The sequence below is a fragment of the Bradyrhizobium sp. USDA 326 genome (assembly GCF_049739485.1).
Taxonomy (GTDB): domain Bacteria; phylum Pseudomonadota; class Alphaproteobacteria; order Rhizobiales; family Xanthobacteraceae; genus Bradyrhizobium.
Window position 1 is genome coordinate 4160257 of sequence record NZ_JBMGQA010000001.1, and the last position, 22407, is coordinate 4182663.

At 65.5% G+C, this 22407-nt stretch carries 19 protein-coding genes; 8 read left to right on the top strand and 11 right to left on the bottom strand.

Features of this window, described 5'->3' with window-relative positions; translation table 11 throughout:
• Positions 1-136: 136 nt before the first annotated feature.
• Genes ABIG06_RS19595 through ABIG06_RS19605 form a run of 3 tightly spaced genes read right to left on the bottom strand, consistent with a single transcriptional unit; the run spans position 137 to position 3355 of the window.
• Entirely contained in the window at positions 137-1333 is a 1197-nt protein-coding gene (locus ABIG06_RS19595; protein ID WP_370138256.1) for an acyl-CoA dehydrogenase family protein, read from the bottom strand.
• A 13-nt stretch (positions 1334-1346) separates the two neighbouring features.
• On the bottom strand, positions 1347-2495 hold the full coding sequence (locus tag ABIG06_RS19600; RefSeq protein WP_370138258.1) for an acyl-CoA dehydrogenase family protein: 1149 nt from the start codon (positions 2493-2495) through the stop codon (positions 1347-1349).
• Positions 2496-2500: 5 nt separating this feature from the next.
• The gene (locus tag ABIG06_RS19605; RefSeq protein ID WP_124160538.1) at positions 2501-3355 is read right to left on the bottom strand and encodes an enoyl-CoA hydratase; all 855 of its coding nucleotides are present in this window, start codon (positions 3353-3355) and stop codon (positions 2501-2503) included.
• Positions 3356-3508: 153 nt separating this feature from the next.
• On the opposite strand from ABIG06_RS19605, the gene ABIG06_RS19610 reads away from it, so the two are divergent.
• The 6 genes from ABIG06_RS19610 (at position 3509) to ABIG06_RS19635 (ending at position 8780) form a co-directional block, all read left to right on the top strand.
• Complete coding sequence (locus ABIG06_RS19610; RefSeq protein ID WP_370138259.1) at positions 3509-4117, top strand: LemA family protein; 609 nt, start codon at positions 3509-3511, stop codon at positions 4115-4117.
• A 132-nt stretch (positions 4118-4249) separates the two neighbouring features.
• Entirely contained in the window at positions 4250-5143 is an 894-nt protein-coding gene (locus ABIG06_RS19615) for a TPM domain-containing protein (protein WP_370138260.1), read from the top strand.
• Positions 5144-5148: 5 nt separating this feature from the next.
• A complete protein-coding gene (locus tag ABIG06_RS19620) occupies positions 5149-5646 on the top strand; it encodes a TPM domain-containing protein (RefSeq protein ID WP_370138261.1) in 498 nt (165 codons plus the stop codon).
• A gap of 348 nt (positions 5647-5994) precedes the next feature.
• Positions 5995-6963: a hypothetical protein gene (locus ABIG06_RS19625; protein ID WP_370140875.1), complete on the top strand. Its 969-nt coding sequence runs from the start codon at positions 5995-5997 to the stop codon at positions 6961-6963.
• Between the two features lie 89 nt (positions 6964-7052).
• Positions 7053-8591 (top strand): hypothetical protein, encoded by a 1539-nt coding sequence (locus ABIG06_RS19630; RefSeq protein ID WP_370138262.1) that lies wholly within the window; start codon positions 7053-7055, stop codon positions 8589-8591.
• A gap of 24 nt (positions 8592-8615) precedes the next feature.
• Positions 8616-8780: a hypothetical protein gene (locus tag ABIG06_RS19635; protein WP_370138263.1), complete on the top strand. Its 165-nt coding sequence runs from the start codon at positions 8616-8618 to the stop codon at positions 8778-8780.
• 223 nt (positions 8781-9003) lie between these two features.
• Here the strand turns inward: ABIG06_RS19635 and ABIG06_RS19640 are convergent, their stop codons facing one another.
• Both ABIG06_RS19640 and putA read right to left on the bottom strand, forming a co-directional pair.
• Entirely contained in the window at positions 9004-10209 is a 1206-nt protein-coding gene (locus ABIG06_RS19640) for a CaiB/BaiF CoA transferase family protein (protein ID WP_370138264.1), read from the bottom strand.
• Between the two features lie 115 nt (positions 10210-10324).
• Positions 10325-13324, bottom strand: coding sequence for a bifunctional proline dehydrogenase/L-glutamate gamma-semialdehyde dehydrogenase PutA (putA, locus tag ABIG06_RS19645; RefSeq protein ID WP_370138266.1), 3000 nt, complete (start codon positions 13322-13324; stop codon positions 10325-10327).
• A gap of 112 nt (positions 13325-13436) precedes the next feature.
• On the opposite strand from putA, the gene ABIG06_RS19650 reads away from it, so the two are divergent.
• Positions 13437-13898, top strand: coding sequence for an Lrp/AsnC ligand binding domain-containing protein (locus tag ABIG06_RS19650; RefSeq protein ID WP_124160546.1), 462 nt, complete (start codon positions 13437-13439; stop codon positions 13896-13898).
• Positions 13899-14069: 171 nt separating this feature from the next.
• Here the strand turns inward: ABIG06_RS19650 and ABIG06_RS19655 are convergent, their stop codons facing one another.
• The 4 genes from ABIG06_RS19655 to ABIG06_RS19670 form a co-directional block, all read right to left on the bottom strand.
• Entirely contained in the window at positions 14070-14270 is a 201-nt protein-coding gene (locus ABIG06_RS19655; protein ID WP_008563500.1) for a cold-shock protein, read from the bottom strand.
• A 209-nt stretch (positions 14271-14479) separates the two neighbouring features.
• Positions 14480-14788 carry a cytochrome c gene (locus ABIG06_RS19660; RefSeq protein ID WP_199751517.1) on the bottom strand — a complete coding sequence of 103 codons (309 nt, stop codon included), beginning with the start codon at positions 14786-14788 and terminating at the stop codon, positions 14480-14482.
• Positions 14789-14800: 12 nt separating this feature from the next.
• The gene (locus tag ABIG06_RS19665) at positions 14801-16000 is read right to left on the bottom strand and encodes a molybdopterin-dependent oxidoreductase (RefSeq protein ID WP_370138268.1); all 1200 of its coding nucleotides are present in this window, start codon (positions 15998-16000) and stop codon (positions 14801-14803) included.
• Positions 16001-16182: 182 nt separating this feature from the next.
• Complete coding sequence (locus ABIG06_RS19670; protein WP_424578374.1) at positions 16183-17916, bottom strand: adenylate/guanylate cyclase domain-containing protein; 1734 nt, start codon at positions 17914-17916, stop codon at positions 16183-16185.
• Between the two features lie 318 nt (positions 17917-18234).
• Between ABIG06_RS19670 and ABIG06_RS19675 the strand changes: the two genes are divergently transcribed.
• Positions 18235-19740, top strand: a complete 1506-nt coding sequence (locus ABIG06_RS19675) for a glycosyltransferase family 39 protein (protein ID WP_370140876.1) — start codon at positions 18235-18237, stop codon at positions 19738-19740.
• Positions 19741-19902: 162 nt separating this feature from the next.
• Here ABIG06_RS19675 and ABIG06_RS19680 read toward each other — a convergent pair whose 3' ends face one another.
• Both ABIG06_RS19680 and ABIG06_RS19685 read right to left on the bottom strand, forming a co-directional pair.
• Entirely contained in the window at positions 19903-20931 is a 1029-nt protein-coding gene (locus ABIG06_RS19680) for a YcjF family protein (protein ID WP_370138269.1), read from the bottom strand.
• On the bottom strand, positions 20928-22397 hold the full coding sequence (locus ABIG06_RS19685) for a YcjX family protein (protein WP_370138271.1): 1470 nt from the start codon (positions 22395-22397) through the stop codon (positions 20928-20930). The genes ABIG06_RS19680 and ABIG06_RS19685 overlap by 4 nt, the downstream gene beginning before the upstream one ends.
• Positions 22398-22407 lie beyond the last annotated feature (10 nt).

A 22407-nucleotide genomic window follows, 5' to 3' on the forward strand; every position in this document is an offset into this window, starting at 1 on the left:
TGCGAGCCACCGGGTCCGCGCAAAGCGCGGCCCGATGACAGGCTCCGCGAAGCAATCCAGTCTCTCTCCGCGGAAAGATTTTGGATTGCTTCGTCGCAAGAGCTCCTCGCAATGACGGAGGAGAGAGTCGTAGTCCTCAAATCCCCAGCATCATTTTCGCGATGATGTCGCGCTGGATCTCCGACGTGCCGCCGAAGATCGTGTAGGCGCGGCCGTTGAGATATTCCGGGATCACCGTCAGCATCTCCTCGGGCGTCGCCGGCTCGTGGTTGAGCTTGTAGAGCGGGCGCATCGGCTCCACGGCGAGGGCGTCATGGCCGATCACGTCGGCGCCCAGCCGCGTCACGGCCTGGCGGATCTCGCTATTGCGCAGCTTCAGGATCGACGACACCGCGCCGGGATTTTGCCCGGTTTGCAGTGCCGAGAGCACGCGCAACTCGGTCATCTCCAGCGCGTCGATGTCGACCTCGACCTCGGAGAGGCGCGTCGCGATATCGGGGCTGTCGATCGCGCGTCCCGTGAGGTCGGACTCGGCAAGGTCCGCGATCGCCTTCAGCCCCTCGCGCAGCTTGGCCGAGGCAATCCCCGAGCCGCGCTCGAACTCGAGCAGATATTTGCCATAGGTCCAGCCCTTGCCTTCCTCGCCGACGCGGTTGGCGACCGGCACGCGCACATCGTCGAAGAACACCTGGTTGACCTCGTGATCGCCGCCGATAGTGAGGATCGGCCTTGTGGTGATGCCCGGCGTCTTCATGTCGATCAGGATGAAGCTGATGCCGTCCTGCTGCCGCGGCCCGTCGCCGGTGCGCACCAGCGCGAACATGCGGTTGGCGTGATGGGCGTGCGTGGTCCAGATCTTGGTGCCGTTGATGATGTAGTCGTCGCCGTCGCGCACGGCGCGCGTCTTCAGCGAGGCGAGATCGGAGCCGGAGCCCGGCTCGGAATAGCCCTGACACCAATAGTCCTCGCCGGAGAGAATCCGCGGCAGGTAGAAGTTCTTCTGCTCCGGTGAGCCGAAGCCGATGATGACGGGCCCGACCATCTTCACGCCCATCACGTTGACATTGGGCACGCCGGCGCGCGCACATTCGGTCTCGAAAATCCAGCGCTGCGCCGGCGTCCAGTCCGGGCCGCCATATTCGACCGGCCAGCCCGGCGCGCCCCAGCCTTGCCTGTGCAGCGCGCGTTGCCAGGCCATGCCGATGTCGGGGTCGGAGAACACCGATGGCGTCAGCGCGGTCGCGCGCTTCATCTCCTCGGTGAGGTTCTTGGCAATGAAGCCGCGCACTTCGTCCTGGAAGGCACGCTCCTCGGCATTGAACGACAGGTCCATGATGCGCTCCTTGTCAGGCCGAGACGGCCCTGCGTCCCAGCTCGGCGTGGCGGGCATAGTGATGTGCGCTGCCGCCGAACAGCGTGTCGAAGGCGACCAGCCGCTTGAAATAGGCGCCGACCTCGAGCTCCTCGGTGACGCCCATGCCGCCATGGAGCTGGATCGACTGCTCGCCGACGAAGCGCGCGCATTTGCCGATCTTCGCCTTCGCGCCCGACGCCGCCCGGGCACGCTCGATCGGCGGGCTATCTGCCTTCAACGCAGCCCGCAGCGCCATTGAACGGGCCTCGTCGACCTGCATCGCCATGTCGGCGAGGCGGTGACGGATCACCTGGTTGGTGGAGAGCGGCCGGCCAAATTGCTTGCGGATCTTGGTATAGTCCAGCGTGGTGTCCATCAGCGTCTGCATGATGCCGACGGCCTCCGCACCTAGCGCTGCCATGGCGCGGTCGACGGCCCATTCGATCGCCGGCAGAGCATCGCTGCCGTCGCCGAGCAGGGCGTCTTCCGGCAGATGCGCCTCGAACAGCTCGATGTTGCAGGCACGTCCGCCGCCAAGCCGCGGATAGTCGCTGATGACGAGGCCCGGCGTCGTTGCCTGCACGAGAAACAGGCCGATCCGGCCCGACGGCCCCCGATGATCGTGGATATGGGCGGAGACGATGATGTCGTCGGCGGCATGTCCGTCGAGCACGGCGATCTTGCTGCCGGACAGGCGCCAGCCTTGTCCCGTCTTGTTGGCGCTGGTCGTGACCTTGGCGAGATCGAACCGGGCCCCGCGCTCGGAATGTGCAAAGGCAAGCTTCAGTGATCCATCCGCCACCTTGGACAGGCTCGCTTGCTTCTGCTCGGCGGTGCCGCATTTGGCGATCAGCGCGGCTCCCAGCACGGCCGTGGCGACATAAGGCTCCGACACCAGCCCGCGGCCGAAGGCCTCCATCAGGATGCCGATGTCGACCGCGCCGCCGCCGAGCCCGCCGAACTCTTCGGGAAGCGGCAGCGCGAGCCAGCCGAGCTCGGCGAACTGCTTCCAAAGGGCCGGACTGAAGCCGAGCGGATCGTTCGCCATCTTGCGGCGGTGATCGGCGTCATAGCTTTCGGCCACGAAGCGTTCGGCGCTTTCGCGCAGCAGCTTTTGCTCGTCACTGAGATTGAGGTCCATCGTGTTTACTCCGCGGCCGCCGGCGGTTTGCGCACGGAGGGATGCAGTCCGGCGGGATCGACGATCATGCCGAACTCCTGGAGATTATGGGCGTGACAGAGCTGGTGCAGCGCAAAAGCCTGGTCGATTGCGGCCGGCTGGCCCATTACGTCGATCGAGCGGTTGACGGCTTCCTTGGTCAGCTTCAGCGCGAAGGACGGTTTTGCCGCGATCCGGCGCGCCAGCTCGAGCACGCGCGACGACAGCTCGGCGCGCGGCACGACCTGATTGACCATGCCGAGCTGGTGCGCCTCCTGCGCGCTCCAGCTGTCGGCGGTGAACAGGAACTCCTTGGCTTTGCGCGGGCCGAGCTCCCAGGGATGCACGAACCATTCGACGCCGCAGACGCCCATGGTGACGACGGGGTCGCAGAACTGCGCGTCGTCGCTGGCGACGATGAGATCGCAGGCCCAGGCCAGCATCAGCCCGCCGGCGATGCACTTGCCATGCACCTCGGCAATGGTCGGCTTGGCGAGGTTGCGCCAGCGCCGCGTGATCTGGAGATATATTTCCTGCTCGCGCGCGAAGCGGCCATGGGCACCAGCCTCGTCAAAGCCGCCCCAATGTCCGATCGGCGGAAAATCGACGCCTGCGGCATTCTTGGCGCCGGGCCGCAGGTCATGGCCGGACGAGAAGTGTGGCCCATTGCCGGCGAGGATGATCACCTTGACCGCATCGTCCTGCACCGCCGCGTCGAAAGCGGCATTGAGGTCGTAGGTCATTTGCAGGTTCTGCGCGTTGCGTGCCTCCGGCCGGTTCATCACGACCCGGGTGATCGCCGGATCCGGCCTCTCCACGAGGATGGTCTCGAACGAGGACATCGTGTTTCCTCCGACCTTTCCGCTTTTTGCCGGAGTTGACTATGTCGGCCTGCGATAGGCAAGAGGCTTGCGTCAGCCGGCTGCTTTCGAGCGCTCTGGCGTCTCGCGTGCTCGATCTGGTAGTTTGTATCAGATTCCACCGGGAGAAATTTGATGCGCAAGATCCTGACCGTGCTGGCGGCGCTGGCCTCGCTGAGCCTGACCAATTGCGGCTACAACGCGATCCAGAGTGAGGACGAGCAGATCAAGTCTGCCTGGTCCGAGGTCGTGAACCAGTATCAGCGCCGCGCCGATCTCGTGCCCAACCTCGTCAACTCGGTGAAGGGTTTTGCCCAGCAGGAAAAGGACGTGCTGCTCGGCGTCACCAACGCCCGGGCCAAGGTCGGCAGCATCCAGGCGACGCCCGAGGTGCTGAATGATCCCGCCGTGTTCCAGAAGTTCCAGGCCGCCCAGGGCGAACTCTCCAGCGCGCTGTCGCGACTGCTGGTCGTCACCGAGAACTATCCGCAGCTGAAGTCCGACGCGCTGTTCAAGGATCTGATGTCGCAGTTGGAGGGCACCGAGAACCGCATCACTGTGGCGCGCAACCGCTACATCAAGTCGGTGCAGGATTATAACGTCACCATCCGCTCCTTCCCGAGCAACCTCACCGCGATGGTGTTCGGCTACAAGGAGAAGCCGAACTTCTCGGTCGAGAACGAGAAGGCGATCTCGACCGCGCCGAAGGTGGACTTCAACCCGGCCCCGGCGCCATCGAAGTAAGCGCGTTCGCCTCTCATGCGCGCCCCACACAGTGCTGTCATTCCCCGCGAAGGCGGGGAATCCAGTACGCCGCGGCTTCTCGGTTCAGGCACGGCTGCCTCTGGAATACTGGATAGCCCGCTTTCGCGGGCGATGACGGCGAGTTTGTTGCGGACGATAGCGGTCATCGCGCTCTTCCTTATCCTTGCGTTCCCCGCCTTCGCCGACGTCCCCGTACCTCAACTCACCGGCCGCGTCGTCGACCAGACCGGCACGCTGTCCAGCAGCGACATCGCAGCGCTGTCCCAAAAGCTGAGTGACTTCGAGAACCGCAAGGGCAGTCAGATTGCGGTCCTGATCGTCCCGACCACCCAGCCGGAGACGATCGAGCAATTCTCGATCCGGGTCGCTGAGGCCTGGAAGATCGGCCGCAAGAAGGTCGACGACGGCGCGATCCTCGTGGTCGCCAAGAACGACCGGCACTTGCGCATCGAGGTCGGCTATGGCCTCGAAGGCGCGCTGACCGACGTGACCTCACGGCGCATCATCGACGAGGATATCACCCCCAAGTTCAGGAGCGGCGACTTCGCTGCGGGCATAGGCGCAGGCGTCGACCGCATGATGCGGGTGATCGATGGCGAGCCGCTGCCGTCGCCGTCGCGCAGCGCAAACTTCGCCCACAATCTGGACGACCTTATGCCGGTGTTTGCCGTGGCGCTGTTTGCTTCGATAGGCGTCGGCGGGTTCTTCCGCGCGATCCTGGGACGGCTGCTCGGATCCTTGGTGACCGGGGGCATCATCGCGGCGGTGACCTGGCTCATCCTCGGCTCCGCCGCGATCGCCGCGGCCGTCGGCGTGCTCGGCTTCATCATCGGGTTCATCGCCGATCTTTTTTCGGGGATGGGGCCTGGCACGAGGTCGTCGCGCGGCAGCTCGTGGTCGGGTGGCTCGGGCGGCTGGAGCAGCGGATCGTCTTCCAGCGACAGCGGCAGCTTCAGCGGCGGCGGGGGTAGTTTCGGCGGTGGCGGCGCCTCGGGGAATTGGTAACGATCATGAGCATCAAGCGCATTGCCACACATCTCGTGCAGCATCATTGGCGGGTGAAGCAGATCTTCCCGCAAGCCGTGCTCGACCGCATCGAGCACGGCGTCAAGCGCGGCGAGGCGACCCATTCCGGTCAGGTCCGCTTCGTCGTCGAAGGCGCGCTTGACGGCGTGCCGCTGTTCCGCAACCAGCCGGCGCGCGAGCGCGCGCTCGACGTGTTCTCGCATCTGCGCATCTGGGACACCGCGCACAACAACGGCGTGCTGATCTATCTCCTGCTCGCCGACCGCGACGTAGAGATCGTCGCCGATCGCGGCATCGATGCCAAGGTCGGCGCCGAAGGCTGGGAGAGCATTTGCCGCGCGATGGAGGGCGAGTTCAGATCGGGCCGTTTCGAGCATGGCGTCATCGCCGGCATCGAAGCGGTGTCGAAAGAGCTGGCAAGGCACTTTCCGCCGGGCGCATCGCATTCGAACGAACTGCCGGACGCGCCGGTCGTGATGTGACGGACGCGCGACTGGAGGCGGCGCGACAGTCCAGACTCCGTCATTGCTTCGTCGCTCCGCTCCTCGCAATGATGACGTGAGGCCCCGCGGCTTACTCTCTGTCGGCGACCCCCGCGCGACGACGAAGCCGCACCGACGAAGGCTGCTGGGGTCCATTCCGCCGCGGTTCATCTTCCCCCGGTTACAAACTGTTTCACCCGCCACGCCGGTTCCATCTTCCCGGCCAAATTCGGCCCCGGATCAATTCCTAAAGTTTCGGTAAGCGGGTCCCAAGGTAAGGATTTCGCAAGCAATGAAAGTTACCAAAAGGTCAATCCAGACTGGAGTATTTGAGCCGTGAGCGAACCATTGCCCGAGCAGCCTGCCCAGGATCATGGCGCCGTCGAATCCATAGCGACCGCGCCGCAGGCCATGGAGGCTGCTGCCGGGATCGACGCCCCCTCGATCGCCCCCGATCACGAGGCGCCGCCCAAGCCGGATCCGGTCAAGGCGGAAGCTCCCAAGGGCGAGCCCCCGCGGATCGACGTGCCGAAATTCGAAGCGAAAGCCGAACCCAAGGCCGAGCCAAAGCCGGGCAAGCTCATCGTCATGGCGCCCTCGGACCGGTCCTGGGACCGCGAGGACTTCGCTCCCCATGTGAAGGCGGACGAGCCGCGCCAGACCGGCAGGCGCCGCTTGTCGGCGATGGCCGCGGTGGTGGCGATCGCCGCTTGCGTCGGCGCGATCAGCGGCGCGCTTGCGACCGCCGGCATGATGCGTTTCGCCGCCCCGGCCCAGGCGCCGGTGCAGGTCGCCGACACCAGCGCGCTGGATGCTTCGGTCGCGCGGATCGATGCCGACCTTGTCGCACTGAAGGCCAATGTCGAGCAGAGCTCGAAAACCGGCGTCAGCCAGTTCAACCGGACCAATGACCGCCTCGACAAGCTCGAGAAGGCGCAGGCCGAGCCGCTGGCCAAGATCGCAAAGCTGTCCGAGACCGTCGACAAGCTTCGCGCCACGCCGCCCGCAGCGTCCGCGCAGGCTGCAGCAGCTCCCGCCAGGGAGACCACCGGCTCGATCGCGCCGGCCCAGGTTGCGACCGCCGCAGCCGCACCGGCTCCCGCCGCCCCCAGGACCGAAGTCGGCCGTCTGCCGACAATCGAGGGCTGGAGGCTGCGCAATGCCGGCAATGGCGGTGCGCTGATCGAGGGCCGCGACGGGCTCTACGAGGTCTATCCCGGCGATCCCATCCCCGGCGTCGGCCGCGTCGATGCGATCCGCCGTCAGGACGGCCGCTGGGTGGTCGTCACCAGCAGGGGCCTGATCGTGTCGCGCTGAGCGTTCGATATCTTTCGAAAAGGCGCTTCACCACGATGTGAGGCGCCTTTTTACTTGAATAGGCGTCTCTGCGCGGTGTTACCTGAGGCATGAGCCGCGCCTTGCGAATTCTCTTTGCTGTCGCCGTATTGTTGGGCGGCGTCGTTTCGCTATTCGCAGCGGAGAATACGGCGCTGACGCGCGGCACGGCGATCACCGATCCCGATCTCCTGCGCAAGCTCGACCAGAACAGCACGCTGACGATCTCGCGTCTGCTCTCGCCGGAGCGGAACGCGGACGTCCCGCTCACCACAGACCTGATGTTCGCGTCGCTGCCGCAGCTGAAGGAGATTCCGCCGGCGATCGATGCTGAACTCGATCGCTACATCGCTCGGTACAGCGCGACATATCCGACCGAGACCATCGGCGTCGGCGAAGGCTTCGACGTCCAGTTGTTCGATCGGGCCAATCTGAAGTCGCGTGACACGCGGTTCGTGCTGGCCGGGATCGTCAACCGCATGGACCGCGCCTATGTGTCGGAAGAGTCCTGCGGCGAGATCCGGCTGATCTATCGTCTGGCGCGTTTCGACGGCGGGCCGAATGGCGGCAAGACCGCAACGCGCCTGCCAATGACGCTCAACCTCGTGATGAAGGCGCGCGATCCGCGTCAGACCGATGCGAACGGCACGCCGGTCACCTGCGCCGAGGTTGCCCGGCGCTGGCTCGACAATGGCGACTGGCAGGGGTTGATCGGCAGTCGAATCCCCCCTTACGACGCCATGCTCGACCGCATCGAGACCAACATCCAGGTCTCGGTCGCGCCGAAATCGGCGCTGCACGATTTTCGCTCCGACTATCTGCTCAAGGTGTTCAAGTACGACGCTGCCACGAAGACGTTCGGGGAATCGACGCTGGAGAACCAGATCGACCGCGACAGGATCCACGCCGACGATGCGCTCCTGCGCGACTTCAAGGCCTGGTTGCTCGCGCCCGATCATCTGCGCGAATTCGATCTCGGCACCGTGCTGATCCCGGAAAAATTCCTGGCCAGGGCCGCGGTGGTGCCGACCCCAGCCGGCCTCGATGCCTCGGCGCTGCAGCCCGAGTTCGGCATGATGCAGGGTGAGGGTAGCGGCGATCCAGTCTTCACCGCTGGCGACGTGATCGGTGCGCTGAAGCAGGCGGCGGCACGCGGTGTCGACATGCAGAACGTCCGCTCGGTCGCAGGCTTCCAACGCCGTCTCAACGACGTCACCTGCGCCGGCTGCCACCAGACCCGCGGCATCGGCGGCTTCCATTTCCCCGGCGTCGACTGGCTCGCGGACAGGCCCCCCAATTCCGCCATCGTGCCGGCCTCGCCGCATTTTTTCGGCGACCAGCTCCGCCGCCGCGACATTCTGGCCGCGTTCGCCTCCGGCAAAAGGCCTGATTTCTCACGCGGATTTGCCAGCCGGCCGCAGACCCGCGGAGGTAAGGAACTCGCCGGCACCGAATATCAGGACGGCTGGGGCGCGCATTGTTCCCTGCAAGATGCGGGATCGGGAGCGCCGGACAAGAGTTTTACGTCATGGAGCTGTGCTAACGGTCTCACCTGTCAGGCTGCCGCGGCCTCGCGCCGCATCGGCATGTGCTTCATCAAGACGCGTTAAACCAACAAGCGATTTGGATGACCCATGACGAATACGAGCGAAGCGAACAAGGAGCGCAATCGCGAGATCGCTCATAATGAGGAAGCCAAGCAGGTCACCGGCAGCGTCCGCGTCAGCACCTGGGCGATCGCGGTCGCCTTCATCATCGGCGGCATCCTGTTCACGCTCGGCTGGCTGTCGTTCAGGTGATCGAAGCCCCTCACTTTGCGTAATTCGTCATCCGCTTTCCTGGCAGCAGTTCATAGGCCGGCTTTCCGGATTGCTTCGCTGCGCTCGCAATGACGGGGCTTTGTTGCACGGGCGGGCCTCCCGATCGTCGTCCCGGACAAGCGCAGCGAAGCGGGGCGCAGATGGGGTCCCGGGTTCGCGCTTTTGCGCGCCCCGGGACGACAGTGGAGCGCGAGGCGCCGCCTTACCCCACAGCCCCCGAACTGCGCAGCTGCTTGATTGCCGCCTCGTCGTATCCCGCGCCGCGCAAAATCTCGTCACTGTGCTCGCCGACGGCTGGCGGCTTGCGCGGCTGCACCTTCTTGGCGCCGTCGATCCAGATCGGGCTGTTGATGGTGAGCATGGTGTCGTTCTCGAACGGCACCAGCACCTCGTTGTCGAGCATCTGCTTGTCGGTCGGGATGTCGTCCAGGATGCCGACGACGCCGAACACGAGGCCGCTGCCGTCGAGGATCTTTCGCCATTCGGCGAGATCCCTGGTCGCAAAAATGTCGTCCAGAATCTTGATCAATTCGACCGAGCGGGCGTGACGGTCGGCCTTGGTGGCGAAGCGGGGATCATCGATCAAATCCTCGCGTCCGAGGCAGCGGGCCAGCGTCGGAAACTGCTTCTCCTCGTTGAGCAACGACAGGATCAGCCAGCGGCCATCCTTGCATTGATAGTGGTTGGCGACCGCATTCAGCGCGCGCTCGCGCGGCCGCCGCTCGCCGAACTTGGAGCCGCAGAGCTTTGCCTGCGCCAGCACGCTCGCCGCCCACACCCCGTTCGCCATCAGATTGGAGGCGACGTGCGAGCCCTTGCCGGTCTTCTCGCGCTGATAGAGCGCGGTGACGATGGCGCCGTAGAACGCCATGGCGCAGGGATGATCGCCCATGCCGGCGACCGAGCGGGCCGGCGTGGTGTCGGTGTCGGCGCGGACGAGGTCCATCAGGCCGGAGCGGGCCCAATAGGCGTTGCTGTCGAAACCGGGCTTGTTGGCCTCCTCACCCTTCTCGCCATAGCCGGTGAAGGACGCATAGATCAGCCGGTCGTTGAGATGGGCGAGATGGTCGTAGGTGATGCCGAGCTTGGCGCGCACCGGCGGCGGCATGTTGGTGATGAAAACGTCGGCCCCCGCCACCAGCTTGTACAGCACGGCCTGCGCCTCCGGCTTTGCGAGGTCGAGGGCGATGCTCTTCTTGTTGCGGGCTTCCAGCAGCCAGGCGAAATTGTGCTCGCCGGTCGGATAGCCCGGCAGGTTCGGCAGATTGCGGTAGGGATCCCCAGCGCCCGGCGGCTCGATCTTGATGACGTCGGCGCCGAAATCCGACAATACGGTCGCGGCCGCGGGCGCTGCGATGAAGCTCGCGCAGTCCAGAACCTTCAGCCCAGCAAAAATGCCCTTGTCCATCGCGGCGTTGCTCCCTCGCTCTTGTCGTTTTCCCGCGCGCTGGAATTGGCGCGGGCGCATCGTCGAGCATTAGACCGATGTTTCGGCTGGATGCAACGGCGCCCGGTACAGGGCCTCACTCCTCCCCCGCAAGCAGGGCGGCATTGCCGCCGGCTGCTGCGGTGTTGATGGTCACCGTCTGCTCGGTGGCGAAGCGCGCGAGGTAGTGCGGGCCGCCGGCCTTCGGGCCGGTTCCGGACAGGCCGTTGCCGCCGAAGGGCTGCACGCCGACCACGGCGCCGATCATGTTGCGGTTGACGTAGATGTTGCCGACCTGGGTGCGGTCGATGATCGCCTCGATGGTGTCGTCGATGCGGGAATGGACGCCGAGGGTGAGCCCGTAGCCGGTGCGCTCGATCGCCTGCAGCACGCGTTCGAGATTCTCGGCGCGATAGCGTACGACATGGAGGATCGGGCCAAAGATCTCCTCGGTGAGCTGACCTGCGTCCTTAAGCTCGAAGATGTGCGGCGCAACGAAGCAGCCGTCCGGCGCGTGGCCTGCAAAGTGCAGCCGCGCCTCGCGCTTCATCCGCGCGATGTGCGCATCGAGGCGTTGCTTGGCCTCCCCGTCGATCACAGGCCCGACATGCGTCGCAACGTCGGAGGGATCGCCGATCTTCAACTCGCGCGCGGCGCCCGCGATCATCTCGATCATGCGGTCGGCGACGTCCTCCTGCACGAACAGCAGCCGTAGCGCCGAGCAGCGTTGGCCGGCTGAACGGAAGGCCGAGGTCACGACGTCGTCGGCGACCTGCTCGGGCAGCGCGGTGGCATCCGCGATCATCGCGTTGATGCCACCGGTTTCCGCGATCAGCGGCACGATCGGTCCGTCCTTGGCGGCGAGAGTCCGGTTGATGCTGCGGGCCACTTCGGTCGAGCCGGTGAAGACGACACCCGCGATATCCGCATGCGCGGTCAGCACGGACCCGATGCGGCCATCGCCGGTGACGAGGTGCAGCGCGCTCTTGGGGATGCCTGCCTCGTGCAGCAGGGCAACGGCCTCGCTTGCGATGCGCGGCGTCTGCTCGGCGGGCTTTGCGACCACGCTGTTGCCGGCCATCAGCGCGGCCGTGACCTGTCCCAGGAAGATCGCCAGCGGAAAATTCCAGGGCGAGATCGCGACGAAGACGCCTCGGCCGCGCATGGCGAGCACATTGCTCTCGCCGGTCGGACCCGGCATGGCAGCGTCGCCCCCGAACAGCTTGCGGCCCTGCGCGGCATAGTAGCGGCAGAAGTCAGCGGCCTCGCGCAGTTCCGACAGCGCGTCGTCAAGCGTCTTGCCGCCCTCGCGCTGCAACAGCGCGATGAAGTGTGCGCCGCGGCTCTCCAGCAGATGCGCGGCCTGCTCCAGCGCGGCCGCCCTCGTACCGGCCGGTGTTCGGGTCCAGGCGGCAAAGCCGGCGCGTGCCGCGGCGACCGCCGCACTGGCCTGATCCGGCGACGCATCGGCAATCGGCTTGAGGCCGGCCGCCTGGGCCTCGACGTCGGTCAGCAACCGGTCGAGCGCGGCACGTTCGCCGAATTCGATGCCGCGCGAATTGCGCCGCTCCGGCGCGAAGAGATCGCAGGGCAATGGGATTTTGGAATGGGCCGCCGCCTGCGGCCGGGCGATGCCATCTGCCGGACGCTGCAAAAGCGCCGACACCGGCACGCGATAGTCGGCGGCCTGCGCCACGAAGGACGAGTTCGCGCCGTTCTCCAGGAGCCGCCGCACCAGATAGGCGAGGAGGTCGCGATGGCTGCCGACTGGCGCGTAGGTGCGGTAGGCGATGTCCGGGCGATCTTTGGCCAGCTGCTCGTACAATGCTTCGCCCATGCCATGCAGGCGCTGGAATTCGAAGCCGCCGCTGTCCGCGGCAAGCTCCAGCACGGTCGCGACCGTCAGCGCGTTGTGGGTGGCGAATTGCGGGAAGATGCGCGGTCGCAAGGCCAGCAGTTTCGTCGCGCAGGCGACGTAGTTCAGATCCGTCATCGCCTTGCGCGTGAATACGGGATAGCCGCCGAGCCCGCGCTCCTGAGCGCGCTTGATCTCGGTGTCCCAATAGGCGCCCTTGACCAGCCGCACCATCAGCTTGCGGTCATGTGCACGGGCAAGCGCATCGACATAGTCGATCACCGCGCAGGCGCGCTTCTGATAGGCCTGGACCGCCAGGCCAAACCCGTCCCAGCCGGCAAGTGAGGTATCGGCCAACGTGGCCGCGATGACGTCGAGCGACAGCTCCAGACGGTCGGCCTCTTCGGCATCGACGGTGAAGTTCAAATCGTGAGTCTTGGCGCGCTGTGCGAGGTCCAGCACCAGCGGCACCAGCTCGGTCATCACACGGCCACGGCTGATCGCCTCGAAGCGTGGATGCAGCGCCGAGAGCTTGACCGAGATGCCGGGCCGGTCGGGCAGAGGATGGTTGCCTGCCGCCTTGCCGATCGTCTCGATCGCGCTCGCATAGGCGTCGAAATAGCGTCTCGCATCGGCCGCCGTGCGTGCGCCTTCTCCGAGCATGTCGAAGGAATAGCGTGTCTTCTGGCTGGAGCGCGGCCCGCCCCGCTCCAGCGCCTGCTCGATGGTCTCGCCCAGCACGAAATGATTGCCCATCAGCCGCATCGCCTGGCGCGTCGCGGTGCGCACCGCCGGCGCGCCGAGCCGCTTCACCAGACGGCCGATCGTGCCGTCGGGCGTCTCCCCGGGCTGGATCACCCGCGCCGAGAGGCCAAGCGCCCAGGCCGAGGCGTTGACCAGGAACGCGGTGGACTTCGTCTCGTGATGGATGAAATCGCCCTCGCCGAGCTTGTCCTCGATGAACTGGTCGGCGGTGCGCGCATCCGGCACGCGCAGCAGCGCCTCGGCCAGCACCATCAGCGCGAGCCCCTCTTTGGTCGAGAGCGCGAACTCCCGCAGCATGTCCTCGACGCCGCCGAGGCGGTCGTCACGCTTGCGGATCGCCTCGATCAGCCGCGTCGCGGTGCGGTCGATCCGCGCCTCCTGCGGCGGGCTCAGATGTGCCGATGGCAACAGACGCGCGGCAATGTCGGCGTCGTCAGGTGCATAGGGGGCGGTGAAGGGAGGCGGGTTGTTCGGCATGGCGTGTCCTGTGGCTAATTTCAGGATAAGGCCCGCATGACCGTCGTTCGATAGACAAATTAGCCGTTCTGCCTTAGAAAATAAGTTCATGGGGCGAATGGCCGAGTAAAATATGGAATTCGATCGCGTCGACCGGAAGATCCTCTCGATTCTGCAGCAGGACGGCCGCATCGCCAATGTGGAGCTCGCCGAGCGCATCGGGCTGTCGCCGACGTCGATCGGCGAACGGCTGAAGCGCTTGCAGCGCGAGGGTGTTGTCGAAGGCTATGGCGCGCGGCTCAACCCGCACCGGCTCGGTCTCGGGCTGCTGGTGTTCGTCGAGGTGCTGCTCGACAAGACCACGCCCGACAATTTCGAGCGCTTTGCGCGTGCGGTGAAACTCGCGCCCGAGGTGTTGGAGTGTCACATGGTTGCCGGCGGCTTCGACTATCTTGTAAAGGCGCGGCTTGCGGATATGGCCGCCTATCGACGCTTTCTCGGCGAGACCCTGCTGTCGATGCCGGGCGTGCGCGAGACGCGGACCTATGCGGTGATGGAGGAGATCAAGCGCGACGCACCGTTGCCGGTGGGCTGACGACATGCCGTCGCGATTGTCATTGCTGTGGCGTGAACAAGCGGTCTTCCAAGGAAAATAACTATCCCCCGTGCAATCGCAACGCCTGTCGTCGACTGCACTGGCCGTCTACTGAATTTTCTTGGCCCGGCTCCCGGATTGGCCTGGGAGGCAGCAAATAGCTGGTGGGCTTTATACTTTGAGGTTTTCTGCGGAGGTCTTGCCCCGGTTTGCGATCTCTTCGTATTCCACCGTCTGTCCCTCGTTGAGGGTGGACAGACCGGCTTTCTGCACTGCCGAGATATGCACGAACACATCCTTGCCCCCCGACGCAGGCTGGATAAATCCATAACCCTTCGTCGGGTTGAACCACTTGACCGTACCTTTAGCCATCACGACTTTCTCCGCGGGTCTTCCTCCGAGATCGCGAACCGCCAGTCCCCGCCAACCGGCCGGTTCGGTCCTATAGGATACGCGGAATGTGGCAGGCTTGGTAGCTCAAACCACATCGCCATTTCGCTGAATTCCGCTCAACTTCGCGGCGTTTTTGCCGGTTTTGCCCGTTTCGCGGTCAAATGGCCCGCATGCGTCCCCCGCATCCCTCAATACGTCGCAGCCAGGTAATCGACGATCTTGCCGACATCGGCATCGTCGATCGGCGCGCCATAGACCTTGATCATCTTCGTCACCTCGGCCTGCCAGAAGCCCTTCTTGTCCTTCATCGGCGGCTGCGTGGCGATGTAGTCGGACGAGTGGCAGGCGCTGCAATTGCCTTGCACGACCTCGAGATTGGGACCGGGCTTGAAGGCGGCGACCTCGTCGGGAGTCTTGTAATTGACCGGCGCGGCAAACGCCGAACCCACTGCGGTGGCTAGGGCGAGCGTGACGGCGGGGAGAACGGTGCGCTGCATGATCAGTCTCCTTCAGGCCACGCGGACGCGGACGGTTTCGACGACGTTGCGTAAGTAACCCGCCGGGTTCCAGCGCGGCGTGTCCGGCTGCGTCTCGCCGCCATTGCCGGTGGCGCGCACCTTGAGCTCATGGCCGCCGGCGTCGAGCTTCACCGGCAGCTTCCATTCGCGGAAGGCGTAATTGCCAAGGTCCTTGCCGAGCTTGGCACTCGTCCAGGTCTTGCCGCCGTCGGTTGAGACCTGGACTTCCTTGATGCCCTTGCCGCCGTCGAAGGCGATGCCGCGCAGGGTCGTCGTTCCCGCCTTCAGCCTGGCGCCATCGGGGACGCTGGTGATGAAGGAGCGGATGGTGAAGCGGTTGATCGGGATCGTCGCCTTCGGCGCGGTGCCCGGCTCGACCGCGTTATCAGGCGTATCGGGAATGCGATACGCCGACTTCATCCAGAAGCCGTCATAGACGTTGTCGATGACGGTGATCTCGTTGAGGTGCTTGACCCAGTAGGTGCCGAAATAGCCGGGCACGATCAGGCGCAGCGGGAAGCCGTTGAGGAACGGCAAGTCCTCGCCGTTCATGCCATAGGCCAGCATCACCTCGCCGTCGGTGGCGTGATCGAGATCGAGCGCCTTGACGAAATCGGGCGTCTTGTCGCTGACCGGTCCGTCCATGCCGTTGAACGTGACCTGCTTTGCGCCGCTCTGAACGCCGGCCGTCTCCAGCACGGCCTTCAGCGGTACGCCGCGCCAGCGCGCGCAGCCCATCGCGCCGTTGGCGAGCTGGCCGCCTGCAACGCGCGGCTCGAAGAAACCGCGGCTGTTGCCGGAGCACTGGTTGACCGCGACGATCTCCGTCGCCTTCATCTTCCTGATGTCCTTCAGCGAAAGTTTCAGCGGCTTGTCGACCTTACCCTTGACCTCGAGCGTGAACTTGTCGGGGTCGAGATTGTAAGGCAGGTCGGAGAGGTGATAGCGCACGAAGAACGCGTTGTTCGGCGTGATCGGACCGTCGTTGAACACCGCAAACGGCGTCTCCAGCTGCGGCGGCCGGCTGGTCAGGCCGATCATCGGCCGCTTCTGCGGATATTTCACCAGCGGCCGTTCGCCATTGGCGAAAGGCAGGGTGACGGTGTCGAGCGCCAGCGCCTTGGTGGAATTCAATGTGGCCGCAATGGCGGCAACGCCCGCTCCCTTGAGCAGGTCGCGTCGGTCGAACATTCTGGTCTCCTCCCGGAGCTTTTCGTTGGATCGCGGTCATCACCGCGATCCTGCGCTCATCTGTCGCAATGATCTGGATGATGTCAATTGGTGCTTTCGCAGCAAGCCCATGCCGCTGTGTTGCAGCAGGCCGGTGTTACGCGGTGAATAGGGAGGAGCCGGGCACTGCCGCCGTGGCTGCCTTACGCCGCCACCCGCTCGCTGCGATCAACCAGCGCCGTCAACTTCCTCGCATCCGCCACCACGCGCACCGCCATCGGCTCGTCGCGGCCGCGGATTGCGACCTCCTGCTGCGGCAGGGCGTCGTCGGCGAGGTCCGCGGTGCGGAGGATCTCCTCCGAGACGATCGCCTCGCAGGCCAGAGTCTTGGTCATGTCCTGGAGACGGGCGGCGACGTTGACGGCATCGCCCAGCGCGGTGAAGACGATATGATCGCGATAACCGATGTCGCCAATGATGACCTCGCCGCCATGGATGCCGATGCCGAAGCGGATCGGCTGGCGAAGATCGTGGCTCAGGAGCTCGTTGAGCTCGTCGATATGGGCGGCGATTCCGGCAGCGGCCTTCAGCGCCTGCCGGCACGCGGTTCGCGGGTCGGCCGACAGCCCGAACAGCGCCAGCATGCCGTCGCCGACGAACTGGTTCGGTTGCCCGCCGTTCTCGATCACGGCCTGCGAGACCGCACCGAGGAAACGGTTGACGATGAAGACCGTGTCGAACGGCAGCCGCTTCTCGGCAAGCTGCGTCGAGCCGCGCATGTCCACGAACAGGCTGACGAGATAGCGCTCCTGGCCGATTCTGGCCGGCGTCGAAGCCTGCGCGTTGGCGGAGAGTGTGTGCGGTGTGAAGAGCTGGAAGAAGGAGAGGTCGGAGGTTGGCCGCAGCTGGCAGGCGAGCCTGATCGAGGGATCGGTGGTGCCGACGCGGGTGAGCACGAAGGCCTCGCGCTGCGACGGTTCGGGCAGGGCATCATGATCGCCGATGATGCGGATGCGGCAGGTCGAGCAGCGGGCGCGGCCGCCGCAGATGCTGGCATGCGGCACGTTGTGGCGCAGGCTCGCTTCCAGCACCGAGAGACCCTTGGGGACCCGCACCGTCTTGCCGTTGCCGTAGGACAGCGCGATCATGCCGCCGCGCCGCTCGCGCAAGGCCCGCGCGCCGCGTGCCGCCAGCACCAGTCCCAGCAGACCGAAATAACCGATGGTGAGCCCGCCGGCGATGCGGTCGAGCGTGTTGCCTTCCGCTACCGTGCCGACCTGGCGGCGCGTGAGATTGTGCGTGCGCCATTCTCCATCATCGCTCTCGATGGCGACGCTGCGGCCGCCCTGATAGATGCCGAGCAGCGCCAGCGTCGGGATCAGCACGGCGGCCGCGAGCAGATAGGGCGCCGCGCGCGTGAAGAACGGCTTCAGGCGAAGCCAGAAGAAGATGCCGATGCAGCCGTGCACCCAGGCAATGAGGAGCAGGATCGTCATCTGCCAGAGCCGGCCCGGCGCTGCGACGAAGAACAGATAAAGCTCCTGCGGATAGAGCTTCTGATGATCGTACAGCGTGTAGCCGAGCCTCACCCCGATCACGTGGCCCATGACCAAAGCGGGGATGCTCAGGCCCAGCACCAGCTGGAGCGGCTCGACCGTCCGCCAGCGGAACTGCCGGCGCTGATACAAGGCGTAGATGCCGAGGCCCATATGGGTGAGCGCAGCCGTGTAGAACACGATCGCGACGGGTAGGAACTGCCAGAACAGGGTATGGTAGTAGACCCCGACCTCCATGGCATCGACCGAGATGTTGCCCAGCGCGTGGTTGAGGAAGTGGCTGACCACATAGGCGAACAGGATGATTCCGCAGATGAGCCGCACCTGCCGCGCGCTGGTGGCGCGGACAAGTTCGGGCATGTGTACGGGAGCGGTGGCCATGATTCGATTGTATCAGTTCATGGAGGAGAACAGCCAGCCTAGCGTTTAATTCCGCCCGCGGACAGCTTGCCCGATCACATGCGCGGCAAGGTTACAGAACCGCAGGCGGGAAAGGACGCGCTCTTGCGCGCCGTGCCCACCATTTCGCGGTCACCCTCCGCTGTCGTCCCGGCCCTCGCCGGGACCACGACGCCTACATTGACTCCCCCTCTCAAGTCGGGGAAAAGCGCGGCCGTGACGACCGCTCCCGACATTTCTGCGGAACCAGACGGCGCCGAGCGCCGTCTCATCCTCGTTGCCGCAGCGATCATCGCCGCGATGACCGTGCTGCGCATCGTCTACGCCTCCGCGATCGAGCTGCGCACGGACGAAGCCTATTACTGGACCTGGTCGAAGGAAACGGCGCTCAGCTTTCTCGATCATCCCCCCGGCATCGCCTGGATGATCCGCCTCAGTACCGCGATCTTCGGCGATACCGCGCTCGGCGTCCGCTTCGGTGGCATCGTCGCAATGCTGGTGACGCAGCTGCTGCTCGCCAACATCGTCCGCCGCCTCACCCATGATGCGCGCGCTGTCATGTTCGCGGTGCTGATGCCGGAGGCCGCGCTCTATTACGGCCTGCTGATGGCCAAGGTCGCGCCAGACGTCGCGATGATCCCGTTTGCGGTCGCGATGATGTGGTCGCTGGTGCGGCTCGCACAGGGCGGCGACGGCCGCTGGTGGCTCGCGGCGGGCCTGTTCGCAGGCCTCTCGATGCTGTCGAAATTCACCGCGATCATGTTCGCGCCGGCGGTTGCCGCCTTTCTGCTGGTGCCGGACTGGCGCTGGCGTTGGCTTCGGAGCCCTTACCCTTACCTCGCCGTCCTGATTGCGATCGCCGCGTTCTCGCCGGTGCTGATCTGGAATGCGCAGCACGACTGGGCCTCGTTCCGTTTCCAGGGCGTGCGCGCCACCGCCAGTTACGGCATCTCGCTGCGGACGATCGGCGATTACATCGGCCTGCAATTCGGCCTGGTCGGCTTCGTCATGCTGCCGGTCGTGCTGACGGGCCTGGTGCTGACGGCATGGCGCGGCTATCGCACGCGCGAGCCGGTGGCGATCCTGCTGTCGACAGCCGTGCTGGTGCCGTTTCTTTATTTCCTCGCGAAGTCGATGACGCTCCGGGTCGGCGACACCTGGCCGATGTTCATGTGGCCGGTCGGCTTCGCCGCCACCGCGCTGAACCTCGCAACGATGACGAAAGAGGGATGGTCGGCCCGAATGCTCAGATCGTCGCTGTTCTGGGCCAGGACTGCAATTGTCTCGGGTATCGCCTTCGTCGTCATCGTGTTTCTCTATTACGTCGCCGCGCCATGGAACTTCCTGGGCAGGATCGATCCGATCGGCGCCGAGGCCGGCTATGAGCAGGTCGCCGCGCGCGTGCAGGCCGCGCTGGATGAGACCGGCGCGACCTGGATCGCAACATCGGACTACCGCACCTACGCCATGATGCGCTGGCTGTTCAGGGGGCGCGCGCCCGTGATCGAGATCAACGAGCGCGGCCGTTTCCAGGATTTCCGCGATCCCGGCATGGACAAGATCAAGGACCACGCGGGCGTCTATGTCGGCCGCGCGCCGGACGATCGTTCGTCGCTGTGGCAGAACATCCCGGCCAAGCGGGAGCAGCTCGGCCAAGTCGAGCGCAGCTGGCGCGGCCGGGTGATGGACACCTATGTGCTGGAAAAGCTCACCGGTTGGACCCCGGAGCTGTCGCCGCCGAAGGACTCGCCATTGTTCCAGTGGCGGGTGTTGGCGGGGGAATTTGAGAAACGTTCGCTTGGATAGAGCCGCAAGCTCGGACTCTTCCCTTCTCTCCTTGCGGGAGAAAAGGTGGCGCGAAGCGCCGGATGAGGGTCTCTATCCACACGGCAACAGCCGCGTACATGCAGAGATACCCCTCGCCGTCTCGCAAGGGGAGAGGGGGCGGCGAACGCGTGGCACGAGAAACTACTCTTCTCCATCCTTCTTCCGCAGCAGATCCGTGGCCAAATCCGACAGCTTCGGCGGCGGCAGTGCCGCGAACGGCAGCGGCCGCGTGACGTCGATCGCAGCTAGCCCCAATCGCGCCGTCAGCAAACCATTGAGCACGCCTTCACCCAGTCGCTGCGAAAGCTTCGCAGCGATGCCATGGCCGAGCATCTGCTGCACCAGGCTGTCGCTCGCGGCCATGCCGCCGGTGATGGCGAGATGAGCGATGACGTGACGGAGCAGGCGGATCATGCCGAGCGCGCCGGGGCGGCCGCCATAGAGATAGGCAAGCTGGCGGATCAGGCGCAGCGCGGCGACGAACACGAACAGCACGTCGATCGCCGCGCGGGGGGAGACCGCTGTGACGATCGAAACCTTTTGCGCGGCTGATGACACCAGCCGCCGCGCTTCCGCATCCAGCGGCGACATCAGTTCGCGCTCTGCCAGGCGGATCATGTCGGCTCCATCGATGATCTCGCCGGCATGGCTCTCCAGCGTGGCGCGGGCTCGCGCCAGCTGCGGGTTCTGGTGCGCGATGTTCAGCAGGTCCTGCACGATGACGCGGCTCTCCTTGCGATCGTCACTGGCAAGCACGGCGGCCGCGCGCTGATGCAGCTTCTCGATGGTCGCAAGACGCGCGAGACCGAACGCCTCGCGCCCGATCACCACGGCGAGCGCCAGCGCGGTGACGGCGGCGAAGGCAAGTCCGACGAAGCCGAGCGTCTGGCTGCGCGCGAACAGATCCTCGATCAGATGCACCACGCCGAGCCCGGTGCCGAGCAGGGTCAAGCCCGCGAGCCCCGACCAGAACAGCGTGCCCCAGGGAAAGCCGCGCCGCGCCGGGACCGCGGCTTGCACCGGCACCGGCAGCATCGCCGGGTCGGGCTCCGGCGTGATCTGGATGGTGCCGCGACCGAGCCGTCCCGTCTCGTCGGCCTCGGTGACGACGACGCCGGGATCGTCGAGCCGGAACGTCGCCGGCCGCCGCTGCTGGGATCGGTCGTTCATGACAGCTTGTCTCCGATCAGGAACTGCAAGGCACGGTCGAGGCGGATGTGTGGCAGTACCGGCTCGTCGTTGCCCCCGCGTTCCAGCTTGGGCGGGCGGAAGCGCAGGAAGCGGAAGTCGCTTTTCCCGGCCGCCTCCGTCGCGAGTCCGCGGAACGCATCCGTGCCGTTGAACAGCGGCTCGGGATCGACGGGCAGATCGCCCGGAAAGGTCGCAACTTCCGTATTGCCGTCGAAGAACTCGCCGCCGGCGCTTTCGCCCGCAGCCGGCGTGCCCAGGATCGACGGCAATTTGTCGCGGCCACGCGCCACCTGCGCCTCACGCGTGGCGCGGACCGCGGCCAGCGCCACGACGTCGACCGCCGCGCCGGTATTTTCCGCGCGCGCGACGGCGCCCACAACGGCGCGGCGCAGCACGGCTTCGAGCCGGTCATGGCTGGAATGATGCAGATGGTCCGCCTTGGTCGCCGCAAACAGGATGCGGTCGATGCGCGGCCGGAACAGGCTGGAGAGCAAGGTGCTGCGGCCGATGTTGAAGCAGTCGAGAATGCCGGCGAGCGCGGCTTCGAGATCGTGCAGCGCTTCGGGGCCCGAGTTGAATGCGGCGAGTGCGTCCGCCAGCACGATCTGGCGATCGAGCCGCGCAAAATGATCGCGGAAGAACGGCCGCACCACGACGTCCTTGTAGGCCTCGAAGCGCCGCACCATCATCGCCCAGAGCGAGCCGTCGGGGGCCTGTCCGCCAGAGGGCAGATCGAGCGGCGCAAAGGTCAGCGCGGGGGAGCCTGCGAGATTGCCGGGCATCAGGAAGCGGCCGGGCGGCAACAGGCTCATCGCAAACCGCTCCTCGCGGCATGCGCGCAGATAATCGGTGAACAGCTTTGCGGCCGTCAGCGTCGCCTGCTCGTCCTCGCGCGCTTCGGGCTTGAGCGTTGCGAGATGCGCGTGCCAGTCCGCCGCGAGATGCACTCGGGGTGTCTCGCGCGACAGCGCCAGGCTTTCCGCCGACCATTGCTCATAACTTTTCTGCAGCAGCGGCAGGTCGAGCAGCCATTCGCCGGGATAGTCGACGATGTCGAGCGTTAAATTGCGGTCCGCTCCGTTCGGGCGCTGGTACTCGATGATGAGCCTGAGCTCGCTGATGTCGACCGTCGAGTTCGGCCAGCGCCGTTCCTCGATCAGCGCGCGCAGGTGGTTCTCATAGGCAAAGCGCGGCACGGCATCGTCCGGCTGTGGCGCCAGATGCGCCCGGGCGATCCGGCCGGAGGCATAGGCTTCGAACACCGGAAACCGCCCGCCGCGCGTCAGCCCGTGGATCAGCGCTGTGATGAATACGGTCTTACCGGCCCGCGACAGGCCGGTGACGCCAAGCCGCACCGTCGGGTTGAAGAAATGCTCGCCATAGTCGATCAGCGCCCTCGCCGACAGCCGCGCCTCTTCGACCATATCCTGGAAACTGAATGCCATATGAACGTTA

What these genes read in the sequence shown, in the direction of transcription:
- ABIG06_RS19595 (WP_370138256.1), bottom strand. Translation starts at nt 1,333, where the DNA reads ATGGACCTGTCGTTCAATGCCGAGGAGCGTGCCTTCCAGGACGAAGTG.
- ABIG06_RS19600 (WP_370138258.1), bottom strand. Translation starts at nt 2,495, where the DNA reads ATGGACCTCAATCTCAGTGACGAGCAAAAGCTGCTGCGCGAAAGCGCC.
- ABIG06_RS19605 (WP_124160538.1), bottom strand. Translation starts at nt 3,355, where the DNA reads ATGTCCTCGTTCGAGACCATCCTCGTGGAGAGGCCGGATCCGGCGATC.
- ABIG06_RS19610 (WP_370138259.1), top strand. Translation starts at nt 3,509, where the DNA reads ATGCGCAAGATCCTGACCGTGCTGGCGGCGCTGGCCTCGCTGAGCCTG.
- ABIG06_RS19615 (WP_370138260.1), top strand. Translation starts at nt 4,250, where the DNA reads ATGACGGCGAGTTTGTTGCGGACGATAGCGGTCATCGCGCTCTTCCTT.
- ABIG06_RS19620 (WP_370138261.1), top strand. Translation starts at nt 5,149, where the DNA reads ATGAGCATCAAGCGCATTGCCACACATCTCGTGCAGCATCATTGGCGG.
- ABIG06_RS19630 (WP_370138262.1), top strand. Translation starts at nt 7,053, where the DNA reads ATGAGCCGCGCCTTGCGAATTCTCTTTGCTGTCGCCGTATTGTTGGGC.
- ABIG06_RS19635 (WP_370138263.1), top strand. Translation starts at nt 8,616, where the DNA reads ATGACGAATACGAGCGAAGCGAACAAGGAGCGCAATCGCGAGATCGCT.
- ABIG06_RS19640 (WP_370138264.1), bottom strand. Translation starts at nt 10,209, where the DNA reads ATGGACAAGGGCATTTTTGCTGGGCTGAAGGTTCTGGACTGCGCGAGC.
- putA (WP_370138266.1), bottom strand. Translation starts at nt 13,324, where the DNA reads ATGCCGAACAACCCGCCTCCCTTCACCGCCCCCTATGCACCTGACGAC.
- ABIG06_RS19650 (WP_124160546.1), top strand. Translation starts at nt 13,437, where the DNA reads ATGGAATTCGATCGCGTCGACCGGAAGATCCTCTCGATTCTGCAGCAG.
- ABIG06_RS19655 (WP_008563500.1), bottom strand. Translation starts at nt 14,270, where the DNA reads ATGGCTAAAGGTACGGTCAAGTGGTTCAACCCGACGAAGGGTTATGGA.
- ABIG06_RS19660 (WP_199751517.1), bottom strand. Translation starts at nt 14,788, where the DNA reads ATGCAGCGCACCGTTCTCCCCGCCGTCACGCTCGCCCTAGCCACCGCA.
- ABIG06_RS19665 (WP_370138268.1), bottom strand. Translation starts at nt 16,000, where the DNA reads ATGTTCGACCGACGCGACCTGCTCAAGGGAGCGGGCGTTGCCGCCATT.
- ABIG06_RS19670 (WP_424578374.1), bottom strand. Translation starts at nt 17,916, where the DNA reads ATGGCCACCGCTCCCGTACACATGCCCGAACTTGTCCGCGCCACCAGC.
- ABIG06_RS19675 (WP_370140876.1), top strand. Translation starts at nt 18,235, where the DNA reads ATGACCGTGCTGCGCATCGTCTACGCCTCCGCGATCGAGCTGCGCACG.
- ABIG06_RS19680 (WP_370138269.1), bottom strand. Translation starts at nt 20,931, where the DNA reads ATGAACGACCGATCCCAGCAGCGGCGGCCGGCGACGTTCCGGCTCGAC.
- ABIG06_RS19685 (WP_370138271.1), bottom strand. Translation starts at nt 22,397, where the DNA reads ATGGCATTCAGTTTCCAGGATATGGTCGAAGAGGCGCGGCTGTCGGCG.